This is a genomic window from Mycoplasma sp. 1654_15 (assembly GCF_012516495.1).
Taxonomy (GTDB): Bacteria; Bacillota_I; Bacilli_A; order Mycoplasmatales; family Metamycoplasmataceae; genus Mesomycoplasma.
In genome coordinates this window covers 516647-537509 of record NZ_CP051214.1, presented here as the reverse complement: position 1 = coordinate 537509, position 20863 = coordinate 516647, and the positions used below count along the sequence as shown (strand labels likewise).

Sequence of the window (20863 nt, the reverse complement as noted above, 5' to 3'; positions counted from 1 at the left end):
AGTAATTTATTAATTATATAGATTTAATATCTTCAAGTAATTTGCTTAAAAAATCTTGTTTTGGTAAAACTAAAGGTTTATCTTTTTTAGTTGATTCTTTAAATTGGTTGATAATGGTGTTTCCCATTTTACCTAAATCTTTATGTGCAGGTTGTGGTACTAATTTTACTTTGTCATTAGAAATAAATTTTAAAGCACTTTCAATAGAAATAATTCCAGATTGTAAATTATTAATTGCTATATCATAGCTATCTAATTTAGATTCAAGATCTTTTTTAGCTGTTTGATCTAAAGAAGAATTTTTTAAATCATTTTCTAATTTTGTAAATTCATTTAAGTAATTAGTTCTTGTCTGTTTTAATGAATCAATTGTTTCTTGTTTAATTACTTCTTTAGTTGGTAAAAAATAACCAGTTTTTTCAATTATATATTGATTAGTACTTACTTTTTTATTTGTTAAAGGATTTGTAATTTCACCTTTGTATAAGAAGTCTAAAAATTTTACTACTGCTTGGTTTTTAGCATCATTATCAGATTTAATAACAATTAAAGAAGAACCACCATCTTTGTAAGCTTCAAATTCTGAATCTTTATTTGCTTTAGTAGCTTGGGAAATCGCCAAAACATCATCTCTAGTTGCTCAAGAAGAAGGTTTGTTTGTTTCTGAGGCAAAGTATTTAGATCAAGGAGATTTTACAGAGTAATTCATACCTACTCCTGGCATATAAACAAATGCTGCATTAAATTGTCTAATTGCTCCTGAAATGTCTAAATCTACAGAGTAAAATGTTTTTGAATTTAGCTTCTGGTTATTATTAGTTTGCTGGTTTTGAGGATTATTAGATTCAATTATATGTGAATTTCATTTATTATTATTTTTTGTAAATTGAATTTGTTTAAATGCTTTGTTTCATTCTTGATATGTATCTAGAAGGCTTGTTTTAACTTGTTGATCACTTTCTAAGTTTTTAACAACTTTTAGCTCATCTTTTTGATTTTTATCTTTTACTAATTTTTCTTCTCATAAAGCTTTTCCAGTCTTAGAAATTATGTCTTTATAAAGAACATTTTCTGTATAATCAATAGAAAAAATTGTAGCATCTGTTGTATCATCAAATACTTTGCTATTATCAACTGTTAATCCATCAAATACTTTGTGTGCAAATTCAAAAGCATTGTCAATTAAACTAAAAGTATCATCATTTACTATAAAATCCTTGAATACATTTTCATTTTTAATATTTAGTGCTTTAAAAAAGCTATGTTCAGGAAGTGAATTTCCTTTGTTTTTAGCTTGCATAACTTGTTTGTAAATATTTGAGTTTTCATCAATTGATCCACCACCTTGTTTGATTAAATCAAATAAAACAGACATAACATCTAAATTAAAGAAAATAGCTTCTGTGTCATTTAAGTCAAAAGGTAAACTTTTTAAAGAAGTAATATCATTAGAACCTAAAATTTTATTGTGATTTTCAACTAATTTTTCAGGAAATAAATTAGTTCCAATACTTGAAGAGACATCTAATAATTTATTATATGAATTAGCTACATATGCTGATGATTTATTACCTAAAATTAAATCATATTTTGAACCGGTAGCACTTAAATCTGAATCTAATGTATTAGCCGTTTTATCTTCAGTATCTGCTTTGGTATCTTCAGAAGTTTTTAATTCAACTTCTAAAAAGTTTTGAGTGTCTTTAAAGTTTTTGTTATAGTAATCAATTAAACCAGTTATCCCTCTCATTAAAGGTCAAATTTTTGCTTGAGAAGTAGCAAATACTACTTTTTGCTGTTCTAGTTTTTGTTCTTCTGCTTTAACAGGTTCTGGTTTACCAGGTGTATCTTGTGTTTTTGTACATGATATAAATAAAGAAGTTCCTAAAAATAAAGTACTTATTGGTAATAAGTACTTTATTATTTTGTTTTTATTATTCATAATAACTAAAAAAAATTAGTTAATTTGAACGTTATTTAAAAGTTTTGTTAGGAAGTCTTCTTTAGTTAAATGTGTTGGTTTATCTTTTTTAGTTGATTCAAATAATGCATTTGTAAGATTTGTAGGAATTTTTATAATTTCTGTATTTGCAGGTTGAGGAAGAATTCCAGTTTTTTCATTATTTACAAATTTTAATGCTGAATCTATAGAAATAATAACTGAAGTTAAATTATTAATAGCGATATCAAATTTAGCTCTTTTACCTTTTAGTGTGTTAAAGTCGGTTAATTTTGTTTTTTCTGCTTCAGTTGCATCAGGTTGTGTAGTATCTTTTTCGTGTTTTGCTACTTTAGCTTGAATTTGTTCTGCTTCAGCTTTTTTAGAAGCAATTTGAGTATCTAATTCTGCTAATTTAGTTTTGTAAGTTGATTGTCTTGTTTTGAGTTCGTTAATTTTATTTTGTGTAATTGTAGTTGTAGTAGGAATAAAGTAAGCGGATTGTTCTGCCATAAAATCAGCTGCTGAAATATCAGCTCCAGTTAAATCTTTAAGTCCTGTTCCATTGTATAAAAAGTCGATAAATTTCTTAATATTTTTATTTACTTTTTCATTGTTAGATTTTACAGCAATTAAAGAAGAACCACCTGCATTGTATGAAGAAAATTGAGCATTTTCGTCTGATCTCATTGCTTGATTTGTTGCATAAACATCATCTCTAGTTGTTCATTCTTCAGCTTTTTGTTTTCCATCTTTTAAGTCTGCAGCAAAGAAACCACGAGCTCATGGAGAATCTACAGAATAGTTAGTTCCAACTAACGGAGCATAAGTAAATGCAGCTAAATATTGTCTTACTTCAAATGAACCTCATTGATTTATTTCTGGAGTAAAGAAGTTAGTAAATTTAACTGAATAAAAAGTTTTTCCATCATTGTTTTGTACAGAATCAGTTGTTGTTTTTGTAACTATGTCTTTTGTAGTCCATTGAGTTTTTTTAGCTTCACCTTCTCCTGTAGTAGTTCCTACAAATTGAGTTTGTTTTAAAGCATTTTCTCATTCTTCAAATTGGTTAGAAACTTTTGTTCTTAAATCTTGATCTGTTTTAATGTTTACTTTTAATTGTAAGTCATTATTATTTAAACTTTCTTCAGTTCAGAAGCTTTTGTTTTCTTTTGACATTATTTGTTTTCTAAATACATCAGAAGCATAATCGATTGCAAAAATTTCTGTATCTTTTACATCTGCATCTAATTTAGTTGTATCGATTTCTGTATTGTCATAAATTTTTTGTGCAAATTCGAAAGCTTTTTTGATGTCGCTAAATGTAGAATCATTTACAGTAAATCCTGAAAATCCAGTTGTTTTTGAAGATTCTTTGATTTTTATTGCACTAAACATTGAATTTTTAGGAATTGAATGTCCTTTTCCTACTGATTCTTTTACTTTTTTAGCAATTTCAGAATTTTCATCTATTGTTCCACCATTAGATTGAATGATATCAAAAAGAACATTCATAATATCTAGGTTGAAAACAATACCATCTGTATCATTTATATTGTATGGTAAACTTTTTAAAGTATTTGTTCCTTCAGAACCTAATAATTTATTGTAGTTATCAATAATTTTTTTAGGAAATGAATTTGGATTTACAGTTTGAGTTCCTACGTCTAATAGTTTGTTAAAAGAATTAGCAACATAAGCTGTAGCTTTGTTTCCTAGAATAATATCTCAATTTCCTTTACCTGTTGTTAAATCAGCTTGTAACTGACTCAAAAGTCCTGCTTCAGAATCTTGTTTAGATTTTTCTCTTGCAAGTAATTCAACAGGAAGAAAGTCTGCATCATTTTTGTGTTGTTCATTGTAAATTTTAATAATTTCTTTCATTCCCATCATCATTGGCCAAAACTCGCCTTGAGAAGTTGCAAAATTAATAGTAGTTTTTTCTGTTTCACCACAAGATGCTAAAATAGCTATTGGTGCTAATAAACCAAAACCTGTCGCCAGGCTCTTAATAATTTTCTTTTTCATAAATAAAAAAATTTTCCTTTTTTTAGTATTTAATTTAAATTAATATATAAAGTTAACGAATATTCTCGTGTGTTAAAAATTACATTAATTTTAAAGAAAAATTAATTATTTTAACAAAAAAAAAAAAAAAGATGAGGAAAAAAATGACAACAGCTTTTATTAATGGAAAAGTATGGATAAAAAACAATAAATTTAAGCAAGCTTTTTTGATAAAAAACGAAAAATTTAAAAAAATAGGAACAAATGAAGAGATTTTAAACCTAAAATATGACAAAATTGTCGATTTAAACAATCAAGTAGTAATTCCGGGTTTTATTGATACTCACATTCATTTTTATTTTGCTGCAAAATATGAAAGATATTTAGATTTATCTAAAGCGAAAAATCATCAACAAGTTATTGACTTAATTAGAAATTATTTATTAAAAAACAAAGTAGAAAAAGATGATTTATTAATTGGTTATGATTGATTTGAAGACCAATTTGAAGAAAAATATATGTTTAGACGAGAAGAATTAGATAAGTATTTTCCAGATATTTCTATATTTTTGTGAAGACGTTCATATCACAGTGGTCTTGCTAATACAAATACTTTAAAAAGATTAAATATTTTTTATAAAAACGCAACTTATGAAGATAGTTTTATTGAATTAGATCAAAATGGATGACCTACAGGTTACTTACAAGAAAAAATCATTTATAAAACAGATTTATTAATTTCTGATGCAAGTTTAGAAAAAGAGAAAAAATTATTAATTAAGTGAGCAAAAAAAGCTAATGGCTTAGGAATTACAGGAATTTATACTTGTGATTTAAGAAATGAAAATTGATATCGTGATTTTCAAATTTATGAACAGTTAAATAACAAAAATTTATTAAATTTAGAAATTTATCACCAATTATGAATGACTGACCAAAAATACAGAGATGAGTTTTTAAATTCGTTTTCTACTTTAAAAATAAAGAAAAATAATCATAAATTTCAAGCAATTAAACTTTTTGCAGATGGAGGATTAAATAGAAAAATCCTTTATTTAAACAAATTCGATACTCCTGTATTTTTAGACGAAAATTCTTTATCTTCTTTAATTTTAAAAGTAAATTCTAAAAACTTAGCCACTGTTGTACATGCTAGTTCTCATATTGCAGGAAAAATAGTAGCAAAAGCAATTATTAAAGCAGATAAAAAAAATAAATTAAGAAATGGAATTATTCATGGAACAATTATAGATGATGAATTGTTAAATTTATTATCAGAATTTCCTATAAATGTTTCAGTTCAGCCTTGTTTTTTGAATATGTATCCAAAAAATTCTCAACTTCCTTTAGTAAGACTTAAAGATTTGTATGAAAATAAAGTAAATGTTAGTTTAGGAACAGACTGAAAGGTTTGTGATCTAAATCCTTGAAAAAATATTTATAGCGCACTTACTCATTTTCATAAAAAACAAAGAATTACATTAGAACAAGCTCTTGAACTGTATACAACTAAATCTGCACAATATATTAATCAAGAAAAGAAAATGGGTAAAATTGCTACTAATTATTGAGCTAATTTTGTTGTATTAAATCAAGATATTTTTTCTGTAAGCACAAAAGACATTAAAAAAACTAAAGCAAGTCAAACTTACTTTAGAGGAAAAAGAGTTTATTAATTATTTGTAATTTTTTTCTAATTTTCTTAAATTATTTCTTGTATTTTCAGGTAGACTTTGTCCATAGTCCATCATTTTTACTATATCTTTAAAAGCTGCTTTTGGTATTGCGAGTCTTTTTAAATCTTTGAGTTCAACATTTAAATTAATTTTATCTATTTGCTTATTTTTAAATTTTTCTACAAAATAAGGATCAGCTACAAAAACAGAAGAAAGACCAATCATATCTGCATATTTTATAGCTTCTAAGCATTTTTCTACGGTGTTAATTCCGCCGCTAGCTATTAAAGGTATTTTATTTTTTATAGCTTTATAAACTACTTCATTTATAAGCAAATTAAAGTATTTTCCTTTAGAACGAACTCTATTTTTGTAAATATCTCGACCCCAGCTAGCAAGTGCTAAATAAGAAATATTATAATTTTTTATAATTTTTTTAATTAGTCATAAAAATTCTTCAATTGTGTATCCTAATTCTTCGCCTCTTGTTTCTTCAGCGGTTGCTCTAAAGCCAAAAATAAAGTCTTTTGAAGCATTTTTGTCAATAACTTGTTTTACAGCTTCGAGAATTTCAAATGTTATTCTAGCGCGATTTTCAAGACTTTGTGGTCCGTATTCATCTTCTCTTTGATTGGTAAATGTAGAAAAAAATGTTTGAGCTAATAATTTCTGAGCAGAAGAAATTTCAACACCATCAAATCCAGCTTTAATAGCTATTAAAGTAGCTTTTTTATAATCATTAATTACTTTCTTAATATCATAAATGCTCATTTGTTTTACTTCATGTTCAAAAGGGAAATTCAGTTTTTCATAACTAGCCCCAAGAACATAATTATTATTGTATAAACTAATAATAGAAAAACGACCTGAATGAGCTAATTGTAAAATAGCTTTCGAACCATTTTCCTTCATTTTTGAAGCAATTTTTGTTAAACCCTTTATGTGTTTAAAAGAAAAAGCACCAAAACCAAATTCAAAAAGTTGACCTTCTTTATTAATATAAGCTGCACCAGTGATTGATAAGGGAGCTGAAATAGACCTTTTTTGTGCATAGTTTAAGTCTTTATAAGTAATAAAGCCATTTTTAGTTGATGCATTCAAAGTCATAGGAGAAAGAACAAATCTGTTTTTTAAAACAGAGTTGTTAATCTTAATAGGAGAAAAAAGTTTTTTGTATTCTTTGCTCGAAAAAATCATATTAACTCATTATTAAATCAACAAGTTCTTTTGCAGTTAATTTTTTAATAAAAAATGTTTCTATTTTAATACTTTCAAGTCTAGTTAATAAATCTTCATATTCAAGTTTAGCCCCAATTAAAGCCTCTTCAATAAACTTAATGTTTTTGATTGGGAAAAAATCACCTGTAATTTTTGCTTTAGAAATTTTTGCATTTGTAAATTCTAGTGAAATTCCCAAGGTTCCAATATCAAATCTTTGGTCTCTGTAAAATTCGTATTCAGGGCTTTGTCCGAAAGTTCAATCTCAGTTTTCGTATTTATTTTTTACTAATTCATCAACTTGAGCTCATTGTTCGTTGGTTAATCTTAATGTTTTAATAGGACCAAAAATAGAGTTTTTTTCAAAATTTTTAATAATTAAGTCTTTAAATTCATAGATATTTAAATTTTGATATTCAGAATCTAAATAATCTTTGATTTTCGCAACTCTTTGTCTAACGCTTTTAATTCCTTTAGATTCAATTTTTTTCTTATTAGGATTTAAAGCTTTTGTCATCCCGCCTTCGAAATCAATATCATAAAGTAAAGAATAGCCAGCATAAATATATTTATCTGTTTGTTTCATTGCAGCACCAGATACTTTTTTCTGATCAACACTTAAATCGTTTTTCCCTGTTGCTTCAACATTTTTTAGCCCCATTGTTTTTAATATTTGAATAATTGGTTCATAAAATTTTGGATAATTATTTAAAACAGAACTAAATGGATGTAAGTTAGGTATTAAAAAGCAAAAATTAGCTGAATTTTGATCAATAAAAATAGCTCCCCCACCTGTATCTCTTCTAACAATTAACATTTTATTTTCTTTTACGTAATCTAAATTTACTTCTGCAACTGGATTTTGAAATAGTCCAATTTGCACATGAGCATCGCAGATATAAGGAAATACAATAATATCATCTTGAATATCTAAATTAGACATTGCTCATACTTGTAATGCTAGTGCATATGATCCACTAGTAATTCTTTTACCATTTCTAATAGCTTCTAATAAGTACATATTTAGCTCCTTTGTTTTGTTTCTACGTCTTGAATTATTTGATCTAAATTATCATTAAAAATTATAGTTTGATTTAATATGGATTTATCGATTCTGTAGTTTTTATTGTTTAAGACAACATACAAGCTAGAAGGATTTTCTTTTGTATAAAGTCAAAAAGGGTATTTAATAAGCTGTGGAGTAGTAAATCCTACACCTATTTCCAAAAATAAAGTTTTTTTATTTTTAGCTTCATTTATGAAGGATAAATAAGCTTTTTGCTCTTCAAAAAATTGATTATCTTCAACCATTCCTTTATATGCAATTCTTTTGTTAACTTCTAAAAAAGCATCACACTTAGGACAACGAGGAAGTAGTTGATAGTCTACTTTCATATTTTTTTGTTCTTTTGTCATCTTCATTATTAATTCATCGTTTTGATATCTTTGATTATGACACATCTGAGAACATTGCAATAAATTGTATTTTCCTTGAATATAAAAAACATTTTTATTATCAAAACCCGCAGCTTCTAAAGAGTTATCTGAATTAGTAGTAATGATAAAAAACCTTCTTTTTTGAAGGATTTTGTAAAGATTTATAAAAGATTTTCCTGCTGGTTGTTCTAGATAATTAAGTTTAATAAATCTACTGTGAAAAGCTCAATAAGTTTGTCAATCAGGATAGTGAAATAAAGAAGCTTGAAGCATATCTAAAAATTTATATTTCTTTATAAAATCAGAAAAATTATCTTCAAATCTATTACCACTATATCCTATTCCGTCTGCACTAGTTAGACCAGAGCCAATTCCTACTACTATAAACTCTGCTTCATTTATCAAGGATAATAATTTATCTGAGCTAGAATGAAATTCTTTGTTTAAAGAATTTCAGATGTTATTAATAATCTTCAAGAGCTAAAAACGCTTTCTCATCTACATTAGTTAATTTGACAATTCAATTTTCTTCAAATTTTGAAGAATTTAATAAAGTAGGATTTGCAATTGCTTGAGTATTTTTGTCAATAATTGTTCCTTGTAAAGGTGTTTTAATTGTCATAATGGTTTTTGAAGCTTCTATTACTAAAATTAGCTCGTCTTTTCTAACTTCTTTTTCGTCAGTAAACTTTAAATAGCCTACAGTTCCAATGTCATCTTGTAATTCTGGTGTTAAATGAATTGAATAAATATTGTTTTCTTTTTTAATTAATAAATAATTAGCAAATTTTTCCATTTTGTCTTTTTTTGTGTTCCTTTTGCATTAATTCTAAAATTTTTATTCTATTTTCTATCTGATTCACCATCGGAATTAATAAAAAATGTTCAATGTTTAATTGTTGTTTTACTTTTAATAGTTGATCATAAATGTATTTTGGACTACCAACTAAAGGAAGTATTTTTAACTTAGATTCTACTTCTTTTTCTTCACTTAATCTATCTTTTACATCATCTAAAGAAGGAAAATGTCAAAATTTATTAAAGTCTTCTTCGCCAAGTAAAAAAAACTTTAAGGGTGTTCATAAATTATTGATTTTTTCTTCATTTTCTGCAGTTACAATAAATGTAGGAAAAATTATTTTTTCTTCTTTATCAGGTCAATGTTTTTTAAAATATTTTCTATAAGTTTTAACAATTTTTTTTGTATTTTCAAAGTCAGGCAAAAAGTTATGACCAACTATTAAACCTGCACCTAATTTAGCGGCTAAAATTGCGTTTTTTAATGTAAAAGTTGTCAAAAACATTTCTTTATTTTCTTTACTTTGTATTACGGATCTTACATTTTTGATTGACTTTAAAGATTGTATGTTTAAAAAGTGAAACAAATGTTTAATTTTTTCTTGATAAGTCAAAGAAGATTCAGCTGAATAATTAAAAGCTTTTTGAATAAATTTAGTTCCTGGATTTGAACCTAAAGCAAAATAAAAACGATTTTTTACAACACTTGTCATTGTACTAATCATTTCAGCAGTTCTTAAAGGAGAATAAAGATTAAATAAAATTGAAGCAACCCCGATTTTTATATTTTTTGTTTGATGAGCAAGTTGCATCATCATAATTTCAGGACATGAAATTGAAAAAGAGTGAACATTATGATGTTCAGCAACTCAGTATGAAAAATAGCCCAATTTGTCAGCAACTTGAGCTAATTTTATAGAGTTTTGAATCGCCTCTTCTGAAGTTGTGATTTTGTCAATAAGTCCTTGGTCTAGAATAGAAAATTTCATATTAAAATTTTACTAAATTAATTTTTAAATTATGAAAATATAAATTTATTTAAAATTTCAATAACTAATTTTGGTTGTTCTTCAAAAATAATATGAGATGTGTTTGGTATAACTTCTACTTGAACGTGAGGAATATTTTCTTTAAAATGATCTATAGTAGCTTGTTTTACTACAATTCTATCTTCTTGTCCTAAAATTAGTAAACAAGGGACTTTTACAGTCTTAATTGACCTTTTTAATAAATTCATATTTTCATTAGTTGGCAAGTACTTACCTAGCTTTAAAATTGAAGGATTATTATAAAGTTCATAACTAAAAAATGGGCTGAATTTTTCAATAAAACTTTCATCTTCTACTTTGGATTTGTCATAAAGTAAAAAAGCTAAATACTTTTGATATTCTTGAATATTTTTCGGAAAGAAGAAGTCAAAAAAATCTTGTTTTAAAACTTGTGAAGTGTAATTCATTGGAGCTACACAAACTATTTTTTTAGCAAGTTTAGGTGCTAGTTTATTGACGATTAAAGCAATTCCACCACCCATTGAATGACCAACTAAAATAGGATTTGAAATTTGAAATTTTTTAATAAATCTGATCACTAATTTTGCATATGCTAAAGTGTTTAGTTGATAATCGTAAGCGTGAGTTAAGTTGTTTCCTGGAAAAGTAAAAGAATAATAATTTACATTTTGCATTTGTTTAAAAGTGCTTCAAAATCCACTATGAGAAGAGTTAAAACCGTGAATAAAAACTACATTAGGAGCATTTTTGTTACTGATGTGAATCTTGTAGTCGTATTTTCAAATTTTTTCTTCATTATTGTTTGATTTGATCGATTTGTTGTTCATATTTATCCAATTCTGTATTAATGTCTTTTGACTGATCTAATCATTTTGATAAAACAGTCTCATTTGAATCAATTTTAATGCCAAAAGTATCAAGTTGTCCAATTCCACGAGTTAAAGATTTTGGTTTATCATCAGGGAAAATTCCTCCTCAGAAAATACCTACTGCTTGTCCTTGTTGATTTAGTACTAATGAACCACTCATTCCATGTCCACTATAGATGTTTGGTAAAGAAATTGAAGGGCTGGCTGTATAAGTTTTACCTTCATATTTGAAGCTTTTTTTGAAATTATTCTTAGAATCTAATACTGCATTTTGACTAGCTTCTACTCAATTATCTCCGCTTAAATAACCACCTAAATATAGCTGGATAGGTAAAGAAATTTCTTTGTTAGTTTCATCTGTTGGTCAAGAAAATTTATTAGAAATGAAGAATTTTAAAGGATGTTCATTGTAATAATTAACAGCATCTGGAACATTTTGAATTTTAGTTTCAGATCTGTTGATTTCAAAAAAATCATCCAAACTAAAACCACGTTTTATTACTTTATCTTTTGGAAACTTAATTCTAATTAATGCAATGTCTTGGAATTTGTTGTTTTTGGTTGAATTTAGACCTAAAGGAATGACTCTGAAATTTTCTCAAAATTCTGCAGTTTCTCTATTATTTACTTGGTAATTTTCAGGACTTAGTGGATAACCATATTCATCATAAGTTATCTTGCTAATTTGTCTAAAATCAGATTTTGGCTCATCAAAACTAAAGTCATTTTGTTGAGAAAAATCTAATTTATCTTCTTTATTTGAAAGAGAGTAAGCAAAACTATAGACATTTGAAGGATTTTTTAAAAATTCTTCTACAACGTGAATATTTGTGGCTAAATAATAAACTCCAGTCGGTTTTCCATTTTGATCTAATTCTCTATCAAATACTCAAGCAGTTCCACTAATTCCTTTGACCACGCTTTTGTTGTTTTCGTCGGTGTTTTTTACAAAGTACTGAATTGCCATTGTTCTTTTGTGGATATCTGAAAATAATTCATCAGAACTTTTAGATTCACCATCTGTGTCTGTGTAAATGCTAGTTGCTTTAGGTTTTTGAGTAAATTCAATGTACAAGTTAAATTGTTCATTTAAAGCATTTACAAAGACAAACTTGAGTTTATTATCTTCAATTTTAAAGTCATAAGTTCTTGCAAAATAATAATTACTTTTAGAAAAACCAAAGAGATTTTCTGTGTTTTCAAACAATTTTAGATTTTCAGATTTTCCTTCAAATAAATTTTTTAGTTGTTTACCTACAAAATCTCAACTAACTGAAGCTACTTCATTATTTAAATTAGCAAGAGCAGTTTTTCTTAATCTTTCATCTTCTAAATTAAAGTAGTTATTAATGTTATCTATGTTTATTTTTGCATCATTAACTATATTTTTACTTATTTGATCATAAGAGTTAAAGCCTTGTACATAAATTAATCTTCTGCTTGTGTTTTCTTTATTAGTTTGTTGTGTGTTTTCTTTACTTAATTGTTTATCTTCTAATTTTTCAGGTTGTAGATTTTGTGCTTGTTTATCTGATGAATTATCTGAATTTGCTTCTTTTTTCTTTATATATAAAGCAAAAGTTCCATCTTGATCATTATTTAACTCAGGAGCTATTTCAATTTGGTATTGATCTATGTTTGCAAAGTTTTGAATATCAAAATATAAATTAAAATCTTCTGTAGTTAATATACGGTTTGTGAAGAAAAATGAAGGTAAAAAGTTAGAATATTTACTTTTTAGCTTGATAGATATATTCTCGTTATTGATTGGATCAGTATCTACTAGTTTATTAGTAAAATTAAAATCATTGTTTTGTACAGTTAAAAATTTAGCTACTGTATTATCTTTAAATTCTCTATGTGTTAGCCCTAATTCAACTTGAAAACTTTTGTTGTTTTTGTTAAAACCTAAAATATCTAAAACAGATAAGACATATGATTCATTTTCTTTTAATACAACAATTTTATGTTTTTCTTGGATTTGATCTATTACTTTTACGTTTTTATCTCTTTCTAAATCAAAATTATTAATAGAATTTTCTACTTTTTTAGGAATAAGTTTTATTTCTTCTTTAACTTTAAATCCTTCAGGAATTTCAAAGTATTCTCAAAAGTTTTTAGCATTTATTAAAGATATATCAACATTTTTTTTATCTTCTTGAAGTTTTAAATCTTGGATTGAATTTAAAACCCTGGAAGTTCTATTTTTAAATAATATGTTGTCGTTTCTTGACAACACAGAAGAAATAGTAGTTTTAAAACCAGAGACTGTAAAAACTTTTTGTTCAATAATATCTTGTTTTTGAGGATTAGTTTTTGATATTTTTAACAAACTAATGTTTATTTTAAAAATCCCTCGCCTGTCATCGATAGAATTAGGAATAATTTTATAGCCAAGTTTTAAATTTTGATTAATGTTACTTAAATCATAGTTAAACACATTAAAAACATATGGATAAAAGTTAACAAATTCTCTAATAGAATCTGCTCTTGCAACTTCAGAAGCTAAAAGTCCACTTCCTTTTCTGTTTGCTCTTATAAAAATAATATCATCGAGTTTTTCATTTTTATTGATAATAGAAGAGTTTGTTTGAACATCTGTTTCTGATTTACTAAATGCTTTTAAGCCATAATAAATACCTATTCCTGCTGCACCAACAAAAGAAAAAATACCTAAAAATATAAATGGACTTCAAATTTTTCTATTTTTCATATTAACTTCCGATCTAAAAATTCTTAAACAAAATATTCTTTTGTGTTAAAATTGAATATAAGGCTCATTGGTGAAATGGTAGACACAGAAGACTCAAAACCTTCCGCAGAAATGCTTATCGGTTCAAGTCCGATATGAGCCACCATTTGTTAAATAACGCCTAAATTATAATACTAACAAAAAAATACTAAAAAAGAAATTACAAAAAAACATCTTTTTAATGAGGTGGTGCCCTTTTCTTCTAAAATTTTTGAGTGTTTTAATTAATTATAATTTGAAATGAATGTTTCTTTAAATTTAATGGGAGACATTCATTTTATTTTGTCTTTAATTCGTTTGTGATTGTAATAATAAATATAATTTGCAATTGCTTTGTGAAGTTGTTTAAAAGTTAAAAATTCTTTTTCGCGACCATAAAAACATTCTCTTTTTAATGTTCCAAAAACGATTCAATAACGCTATTATCTAAACAATTTCCTTTTCGAGACACTGGACTGAATTATTCCTTTTTGTTTTAATTTTTCTGAAAATTGTCTATGTTGATACTGTCAACCTTGATCACTGTGAAAAATTAAACCTTCAAGATTTTTGTGTTTGGAAAAAGCTTTTTGAAGCATTTTTCTAATTTGTTGGATGTTAGCGCTTGTAGACAAATCTCAAGCAATAACTTCACCATTAAACATATCTAAAATTGGTGATAAATATGCTTTTCCAAATGAACCGCTAAATTCAGTTACATCTGTAGTTCATTTTTGATTTGGTTGAGTTGCGACAAAATTTCTATTTAAAATATTGTCTGCAATTTTGCCTACAGTTCCTTTGTAAGATTTGTATTTTCTTCTAGGACAAATTGCTTTGAGATTGAATTTTTCCATTAATCTGCGAACTTTTTTAAGTCCAATTTTATAGCCTCTATTATTAAGTTCTGCTTTTATTCTTCTTTTTCCATATCTTGCTTTATTTTCGTCAAAAATAAGCTTCATTTGGCTTATAATTTCTTCATTTTTCTTGTCAAAATCTTCTTTTTGAGTTCATAATAAAAAGTAGATATAGGAATAGAAAACTCTTTTAATACTTGAGTTAAGCGAAGGTTTTTGTCAGCTTTTACTCTATTATAAATTTTTTTTATTTTTTCTTGCCTTGGTTGATTTGAGTCAAAGATCTTTACCAAGGCTTTTCACTTTTTTAGTACTTCATTTTCCTTTTTTAAAAGTTTAATTTCTTTTTCAAAGTTTTTTTTCTCTTTTTTAAAATGCTTGAGTTCTTCTTTAAGAAGTTTTAGTTCTTCATATACATTTAGTTCTTCATATACAGATGTTAGAGAATTAGATTGATCTTTACTATTTAAATTTTCTGAAACTTTTGAACGTTTATCATTAACAATTTTAGATTTCATTATTGGTCTTCCTTGGTTTAATTCTAAACCACTAATTCCCGATTCTAAATATTTTTTCGTTCAAAAAGATATTTGACTTGGATTAAGATTATTTTCAAGTGAAATTTTAACAATTGGTTCACCAGCTAAAAATCTTTTAACTATATTTAATCTTTCATTTATAGTCCATTCTTTATTTCGTGGTTTTTTCTTAAGTCCTTCAACTCCTAATTTGTCATAAATTTTTTCTCAAAAATTTACTTGATTTAAAAAATTTTTCTGACTTGTATTAGCAAAAACAGGCTTTTTAATTTCAATTCCTTTTTTGTATTTTTTTACACATTCTAATTTAAATTCTAATGAATATTTCATAAAAAATCCCCTTTTCTATTTTCCTAAGAAAAGGGGATCTGCTCATTAAAGATGTTTTTTTAATTTTAATGTAAGTACTTTCAAATATTTGATACATATAAATATCCTGAAAATATTGATAAAATTAAAGCAATAAGTGAAGGGATATTTAACAATCAGTATATTATCTTTGCTTCTAATATCAAGTAGGATGAGTTATTAAATAATATAGGTCCAAATATAAACAAAATACAAATAGTTAGCATTTGTGCTACAGTTTTTAATTTACCCCAAATTGAGGCTGAAATTTCGATTTTTTTGCTTGCTGCTAGATTTCTACAACCATCTACAATTATGTCTCTTAATATGAATAAAATTACTATCCAAACAGGAATAATTTCTAAAACTGCAAGGAAAATGAAGGCAGAAGTAGTTAAAATTTTATCAGCAATAGGATCAAAAATTTTACCAAAAACACTTATTTGTTTTCTTGCTCTAGCAATATAACCATCTAAAAAATCAGTAATAGAAGCTATTATAAAAATAGCAAAAGCTAGAAAGAACATTCAAATGTATGTATTTTTATAGCCACCAAAGATGTCGTTATTATTAAAGCTAGAAAATAAACTTAGCAAAATAATAAATGGAATTACTAAAATGAGTCTAGAAATTGTTAAAACATTTGGTAAGGTAAAGAATTTGTTCTTCATTTTTCTTCTTATTTTTTAAATTTTAAAAAGTTTTTTACCTTATTAAAAAAAGTTTTAGGTTGTTCTTGTTCAACACTTCTTAGATATTCAAGTCTTTCTGCTTCATCTTTTTCTTTAAATGTATTGAAAAGCTCTGTTACATCTTTGTTTTTAGATTTTACTTGATCTATAAATTCTTGATATATTTCTAAAAATGAATTTTGATATTTTGTAAATTCTTCTTTATTTGCTTCTTCTGATAAATATTTTGTTTTTAAAGAAGAAAAATAAGATAATAATTCCTTGTGATTTTTAGTCCATAAATTAGATTTTAAGTTCATTAATTGTACAAAACTAGCTAAAAACAATTCATCTTTTTCAAAAGGATTACGAATAAAAATGTCTTGAAACTGTTCTTGAATATAAATATAATCAAGTGCGTTTTTTGCTAGATTATTAATTTGACTCATCTTAAAATCACCAATGGAAACTTGAAATTCATCTAATAATTGATTATTAAGTTCAATTATTGCATTTACTCTTGCACTGGTTTTTAATATGAATTTAACTTCTTCTTGTTTAATTCTTTCTTTTTCTTTGATTATTTTCTGCTTTTTCTTTCTTTCTGAAAAGAAATTGAATAAAATAAATACAACGATAAAAGCAACTAGTAAAACTAAAACAATGATTAAAGTTGAAGTTTGATTAAACATAATCAGCCCCTTTTCTATTTTGTTTCATTAGTTTGCTTTTTATAAAAGCGTTTAAATTTTGGTTTGTAATTTGGATCTTGTTTGATAAATCTACAATTTGGAAAATTAGAACAACCAATAAATCTTGCGCCAGTTTTTTTGTTATTTCGATAAATTAATTCAGAAGAACATTCAGGACAGTTTTCACCTACTTTTTCCAGTTCAATTTGTGTTTTTTCTACATTTTGGAACGAATCTTGTACTACGCTTTGAAAGTTTTCTCAAAACTCAGACATTAATTTTTTATAATCCAAGTTTCCTTCAGCAATTTCATCTAATTCTTCTTCTACTTGTGCTGTGTAATTTGTGTTAATAATTGAAGGACTAATTTGTAATAATTTATCTAAAGTAATTTGTCCATAAGCTGTAGGTACAAGTGATTTGTTTTGTTTTTCAACATATAAACGATCTTGTAATATCTTTGCAGATGAAGCAAAAGTAGAAGGTCTTCCGACTTTAACTTCATCTAGCTTTTCAATTAAAGAACCATCTGTATATCTAGCTGGTGGATTTGTTTGATGAGCTTCTTTTTCGTATTTTTCTATTTCTACTTCATCATTAATATTTCACTTTGGTAAATCTGTGTTTTCGCTATCAGCTTTTGTTAATTTAAAATAACCATCAAAAGTAATTATCGAACCTGAAAGATAGAATTTATGTTCTTTATTTAGAAACTCATATCTTGTTATTTGTCTTTCAGGAACAGACATAATGGCTTGCATTGTAGTGTTATAAACAATTTGATAGATTTTAAAATCAATGTCTTTTAATTCGTATTTTTCTTTTGCGAGTTCAGGAGTTAATGAACAATCAGTAGGTCTAATCGCTTCATGAGCATCTTGATCTCCGCTAAATCCTTTTACTGAATCTGAAACGTATTCTTTACCAAAAGTCTCTTCAATATAAGATTTTGCTGAATCGATAAAAGTTTGACTTAATCTAGTTGAATCTGTTCTTGGATATGAAATAAGACCTTGATCACCGAATCCTTCATAAAGTCTTTGTAATGAAGCAGAAACAGAGCTTGCTGCCCAATTAGAAGCCTTTTTAAACAAAGCAGATTGCTTTAATGGAGTTATTTTTGCATCTTTTTTACTTCGAATGATTTTATCAACTAATACCAAATTTCCTTTTAGAGAATTATAAATTTTATCAATGTCTTTTAAATCTACTCATTCAGGATTTTCGTTTTCTGGATTGTAATATTTAATTTCTACATCTTTGTTATGAAACGCAGAAATTGTAAAATAATGATAAGGAACAAAAGCATTTATTTCTTTTTCACGATCAATTACTAACTTAAGAGCCACAGACTGAACTCTTCCAGCTGAAGGTGTAATTGGAGTGTTTTTAATTTTAGCTGCTAGTAAATTTGATAATCTAAAACCAATGATTCTATCAATCATTCTTCTTGATTTTTGTGCATTTACTAAATTTGTATCAATTTTTAAAGGATGTTCTAGAGACTGTAAAATTGCACTTTCAGTAATTTCGTTGTATTTGATTCTTTGGTATTTGTCTTCGATTTTCAACAAATCTACTAAGGTGTGTCCAATAGCTTCACCTTCACGGTCAGCATCGGTTGCTATTATTACCATCTCTGAATTTTTAACATCTTCTTTTAGACTTTTAACAATTTCTTTTTTATCACTTTCAACTTCATAAACTGGTTCTCAATTTTGCATATCAATACCTAAACCATAAGTTCCTGAAGTTTTTAGATTTACGACATGACCTACTGAAGCTACTACTTTGTATCCTTCTCCTAGGTATTTGGAAATTGTTTTAATCTTGTTTGGTGACTCAACAATAACTAATTTACTCATTTTTCATAAATCCAATTATTATTTTTCTGATGTTCTTTTAATTTCTTTTAAACGAGCTGCTTTTCCTTTTCTATCACGCATGAAGTATAGTTTTGCTCTTCTTACTTTGTTTGAACGAACAACTTCTAATTTTTCAATTAAAGGAGAATGAAGCGCAAAACTTCTTTCGATACCAATTCCATATGAAACTTTACGAACTACAAATCTTTCTTTTAGTCCAGAACCTTTTTTTGCTATAACTAGACCTTCAAAAATCTGAATTCTTTGTTTGTTTCCCTCTTTAATTTTTACATAAACCTTAACGTTATCTCCTACGTTGTATACAGGAGTTTCTTTTTTAATTTGTGAGTTTTCAACAATTTGTAATAAATTATTTTTCATAATCTTCCTTGTCTTTTTTTAATAAATCTGGTCTATTTTTTCTTGTTTTTTCAAGTCTTTTTTCTTCTTTTCACTTCTGAATTAGAGCATGATTGCCTGAAAAAAGAACTTCTGGAACTTTCATACCTTTATAGTCTCTGGGTCTTGTGTATTGTGGAAAATCAAGCATATTTTTACTAAATGATTCATTTTCTAAAGATTCTTGATTTATAACTCCTTCAACTAATCTTGCAACAGCATCTGCTACAATCATTGAAGGAAGTTCGCCACCTGTTAATACATAATCACCAATTGAAAGTTCTAAATCTACTAAATGATCAATTACTCTTTCATCAAATCCTTCATATCTTCCCGAAATTATAGTAATTTCTTTTTCTTTTGATAATTGATATGCAAGTTTTTGACTAAATTGTTTACCTTGTGGCGACATTGCTATCTTAAAGCCTGAAACAGTTTGTAAAGCTAAGTCGATCGGTTCGATTTGCATTAACATTCCAGGTCCACCACCATAAATTTGATCATCTACTTTTAAATGCTTGTTTTTACTAAAATCTCTTATATCTATAATATTTATTTCTATTAATTTTTTTTCAATAGCTTTTGAAATGATTGACTCATTTTTAAAAGGTTCAAAATATTTAGGAAAGAGTGTTAAAAAATTAATTTTCACTGTTTTTATTTAGTTTTATTTTGTAATTTTTGTTTAGTAAAAAGAGCTAAAATTTGTTCTTTTTTAAGTAAAGTTTTAACTGTTTCTGTAGGAACTGCTCCTAAATTTAATCAATTTAAAATTTGTTCTTTTTCTAATTTTGTTTCTTTTGTTTTTGGATTATAGTGACCAACTGCTTGGATAAATCTTCCATCTCTTGCAGCTCTTGCATCAGCTATAACAATTTTGTATATTGGATTAAATTTTGAACCCATTCTTTTTAATCTGATTTTTACCATTATTTACCTTTCTAGTTATTAGTTTTATAAATTTTTTTAAATTATAATATATTTTTAAAAAGTGTCAAGCATTTTTACTTGACAGATATGTTAATCTTCTTTTACTCTAGATAAACAAAAAACTGCAGCTGTTTCAGCTCTTAAAATTCTTTTTCCTAAAGAAATAATCTGGAAGTTTTTTTCCTTGGCTTTTTGGATTTCTCTATCTGAAAAACCACCTTCAGGACCTATTAAAAAAATAGAATCAGAATCAAATAATAATTTAGAGTTTTCTTCATTTTCCTTTTCATGTGCTATAAATTTGAAGCTTTTTTCAATATTTAAAACTTGTTCAAAATCGACAGGTTTTTCAACTTCAGGAATTATATTTCTAAAAGATTGTTGAGCAGCATGAAGAACTATTTCTTGTCATCTTTCTATCTTTTTTTCAATATTATTTCCTAGCTTTTGTTCTACATGTTCGCTATAAAAAGGGATAATTTGATGCACTCCAAGTTCGACTGCTTTTTGTAAAACTCATTCAAATGCTTTTGTTTTTAATATTGCAACTGCTAATATTGTTTTATTTTTGAATTCATGGTTTTCATCTAATTCTTCTATAATTTCAGCTTTATTAGGAAAAACAAATTTAGTTATATAAAATTTTTTTTCAAAAACACAAATGAATTTGTTATTTCTGGATTTTATTACTTTTAAATGTTGTAAAACTCTTTTATCTAAAATAAAATAGTTATCTATTTTTTGAAACACGAAAAATCTATGCATTTTGTTCCTTTTTAAAATTATGCTTTCTTTTCATACTCTTTCAAAACAAAAAAAAAAAAAACCAGCGCACCAGTTTTTTTTAATTATTATGTGAAAGGATAATTTCTTA

At 26.2% G+C, this 20863-nt stretch carries 17 protein-coding genes, 1 tRNA gene, 1 pseudogene and 1 other annotated feature; of the genes and pseudogenes, 2 read left to right on the top strand and 17 right to left on the bottom strand.

What is annotated here, in order from left to right:
* Nucleotides 1–13 precede the first annotated feature (13 nt).
* On the bottom strand, nt 14–1942 hold the full coding sequence (locus HF996_RS02395) for a P68 family surface lipoprotein (RefSeq protein WP_168910469.1): 1929 nt from the start codon (nt 1940–1942) through the stop codon (nt 14–16).
* Nucleotides 1943–1957: 15 nt separating this feature from the next.
* Nucleotides 1958–3967 carry a P68 family surface lipoprotein gene (locus HF996_RS02390; RefSeq protein ID WP_168910468.1) on the bottom strand — a complete coding sequence of 670 codons (2010 nt, stop codon included), beginning with the start codon at nt 3965–3967 and terminating at the stop codon, nt 1958–1960.
* A 143-nt stretch (nt 3968–4110) separates the two neighbouring features.
* Between HF996_RS02390 and HF996_RS02385 the strand changes: the two genes are divergently transcribed.
* On the top strand, nt 4111–5622 hold the full coding sequence (locus tag HF996_RS02385) for an amidohydrolase (RefSeq protein WP_168910467.1): 1512 nt from the start codon (nt 4111–4113) through the stop codon (nt 5620–5622).
* Here the strand turns inward: HF996_RS02385 and HF996_RS02380 are convergent, their stop codons facing one another.
* The 7 genes from HF996_RS02380 to HF996_RS02350 are packed head-to-tail and all read right to left on the bottom strand — an operon-like array spanning nt 5623 to nt 13667.
* Nucleotides 5623–6819, bottom strand: coding sequence for an NADH-dependent flavin oxidoreductase (locus HF996_RS02380; protein WP_168910466.1), 1197 nt, complete (start codon nt 6817–6819; stop codon nt 5623–5625).
* A 1-nt stretch (nt 6820) separates the two neighbouring features.
* Nucleotides 6821–7861: a lipoate--protein ligase gene (locus HF996_RS02375; protein ID WP_168910465.1), complete on the bottom strand. Its 1041-nt coding sequence runs from the start codon at nt 7859–7861 to the stop codon at nt 6821–6823.
* Nucleotides 7862–7863: 2 nt separating this feature from the next.
* Entirely contained in the window at nt 7864–8754 is an 891-nt protein-coding gene (locus HF996_RS02370) for an NAD-dependent deacetylase (protein WP_254427688.1), read from the bottom strand.
* Nucleotides 8741–9073, bottom strand: coding sequence for a glycine cleavage system protein H (locus tag HF996_RS02365; protein WP_168910464.1), 333 nt, complete (start codon nt 9071–9073; stop codon nt 8741–8743). Before HF996_RS02365 ends, HF996_RS02370 begins: the two co-directional genes overlap by 14 nt.
* A complete protein-coding gene (locus HF996_RS02360; RefSeq protein WP_168910463.1) occupies nt 9057–10064 on the bottom strand; it encodes an MsnO8 family LLM class oxidoreductase in 1008 nt (335 codons plus the stop codon). Before HF996_RS02360 ends, HF996_RS02365 begins: the two co-directional genes overlap by 17 nt.
* 29 nt (nt 10065–10093) lie before the next feature.
* Nucleotides 10094–10912 carry an alpha/beta fold hydrolase gene (locus HF996_RS02355; protein ID WP_168910462.1) on the bottom strand — a complete coding sequence of 273 codons (819 nt, stop codon included), beginning with the start codon at nt 10910–10912 and terminating at the stop codon, nt 10094–10096.
* Nucleotides 10881–13667, bottom strand: coding sequence for a hypothetical protein (locus HF996_RS02350; protein ID WP_168910461.1), 2787 nt, complete (start codon nt 13665–13667; stop codon nt 10881–10883). The genes HF996_RS02355 and HF996_RS02350 overlap by 32 nt, the downstream gene beginning before the upstream one ends.
* A gap of 61 nt (nt 13668–13728) precedes the next feature.
* Between HF996_RS02350 and HF996_RS02345 the strand changes: the two genes are divergently transcribed.
* A tRNA-Leu gene (locus HF996_RS02345) sits at nt 13729–13812 on the top strand.
* A 118-nt stretch (nt 13813–13930) separates the two neighbouring features.
* Here the strand turns inward: HF996_RS02345 and HF996_RS02340 are convergent.
* The 8 genes and pseudogenes from HF996_RS02340 to HF996_RS02305 form a co-directional block, all read right to left on the bottom strand.
* Nucleotides 13931–15414 (bottom strand): annotated as a pseudogene (locus HF996_RS02340) (IS3 family transposase).
* Nucleotides 14780–14866 (bottom strand) — a sequence feature (ribosomal frameshift element). It overlaps the preceding pseudogene by 87 nt.
* A 65-nt stretch (nt 15415–15479) precedes the next feature.
* Nucleotides 15480–16103 (bottom strand): CDP-diacylglycerol--glycerol-3-phosphate 3-phosphatidyltransferase, encoded by a 624-nt coding sequence (gene pgsA / locus HF996_RS02335; protein WP_168910460.1) that lies wholly within the window; start codon nt 16101–16103, stop codon nt 15480–15482.
* Between the two features lie 8 nt (nt 16104–16111).
* Nucleotides 16112–16795, bottom strand: a complete 684-nt coding sequence (locus tag HF996_RS02330; protein ID WP_168910459.1) for an MHJ_0274 family protein — start codon at nt 16793–16795, stop codon at nt 16112–16114.
* 14 nt (nt 16796–16809) lie between these two features.
* The gene (gene topA, locus HF996_RS02325; protein WP_174813141.1) at nt 16810–18660 is read right to left on the bottom strand and encodes a type I DNA topoisomerase; all 1851 of its coding nucleotides are present in this window, start codon (nt 18658–18660) and stop codon (nt 16810–16812) included.
* 18 nt (nt 18661–18678) lie between these two features.
* Nucleotides 18679–19041 (bottom strand): 50S ribosomal protein L19, encoded by a 363-nt coding sequence (gene rplS / locus HF996_RS02320; RefSeq protein WP_168910457.1) that lies wholly within the window; start codon nt 19039–19041, stop codon nt 18679–18681.
* Nucleotides 19031–19711 (bottom strand): tRNA (guanosine(37)-N1)-methyltransferase TrmD, encoded by a 681-nt coding sequence (gene trmD / locus HF996_RS02315; protein WP_168910456.1) that lies wholly within the window; start codon nt 19709–19711, stop codon nt 19031–19033. Before trmD ends, rplS begins: the two co-directional genes overlap by 11 nt.
* Before the next feature lie 5 nt (nt 19712–19716).
* Nucleotides 19717–19989 carry a 30S ribosomal protein S16 gene (rpsP, locus tag HF996_RS02310; protein WP_168910455.1) on the bottom strand — a complete coding sequence of 91 codons (273 nt, stop codon included), beginning with the start codon at nt 19987–19989 and terminating at the stop codon, nt 19717–19719.
* A gap of 90 nt (nt 19990–20079) precedes the next feature.
* Complete coding sequence (locus HF996_RS02305) at nt 20080–20754, bottom strand: 16S rRNA (uracil(1498)-N(3))-methyltransferase (protein ID WP_168910454.1); 675 nt, start codon at nt 20752–20754, stop codon at nt 20080–20082.
* Nucleotides 20755–20863 lie beyond the last annotated feature (109 nt).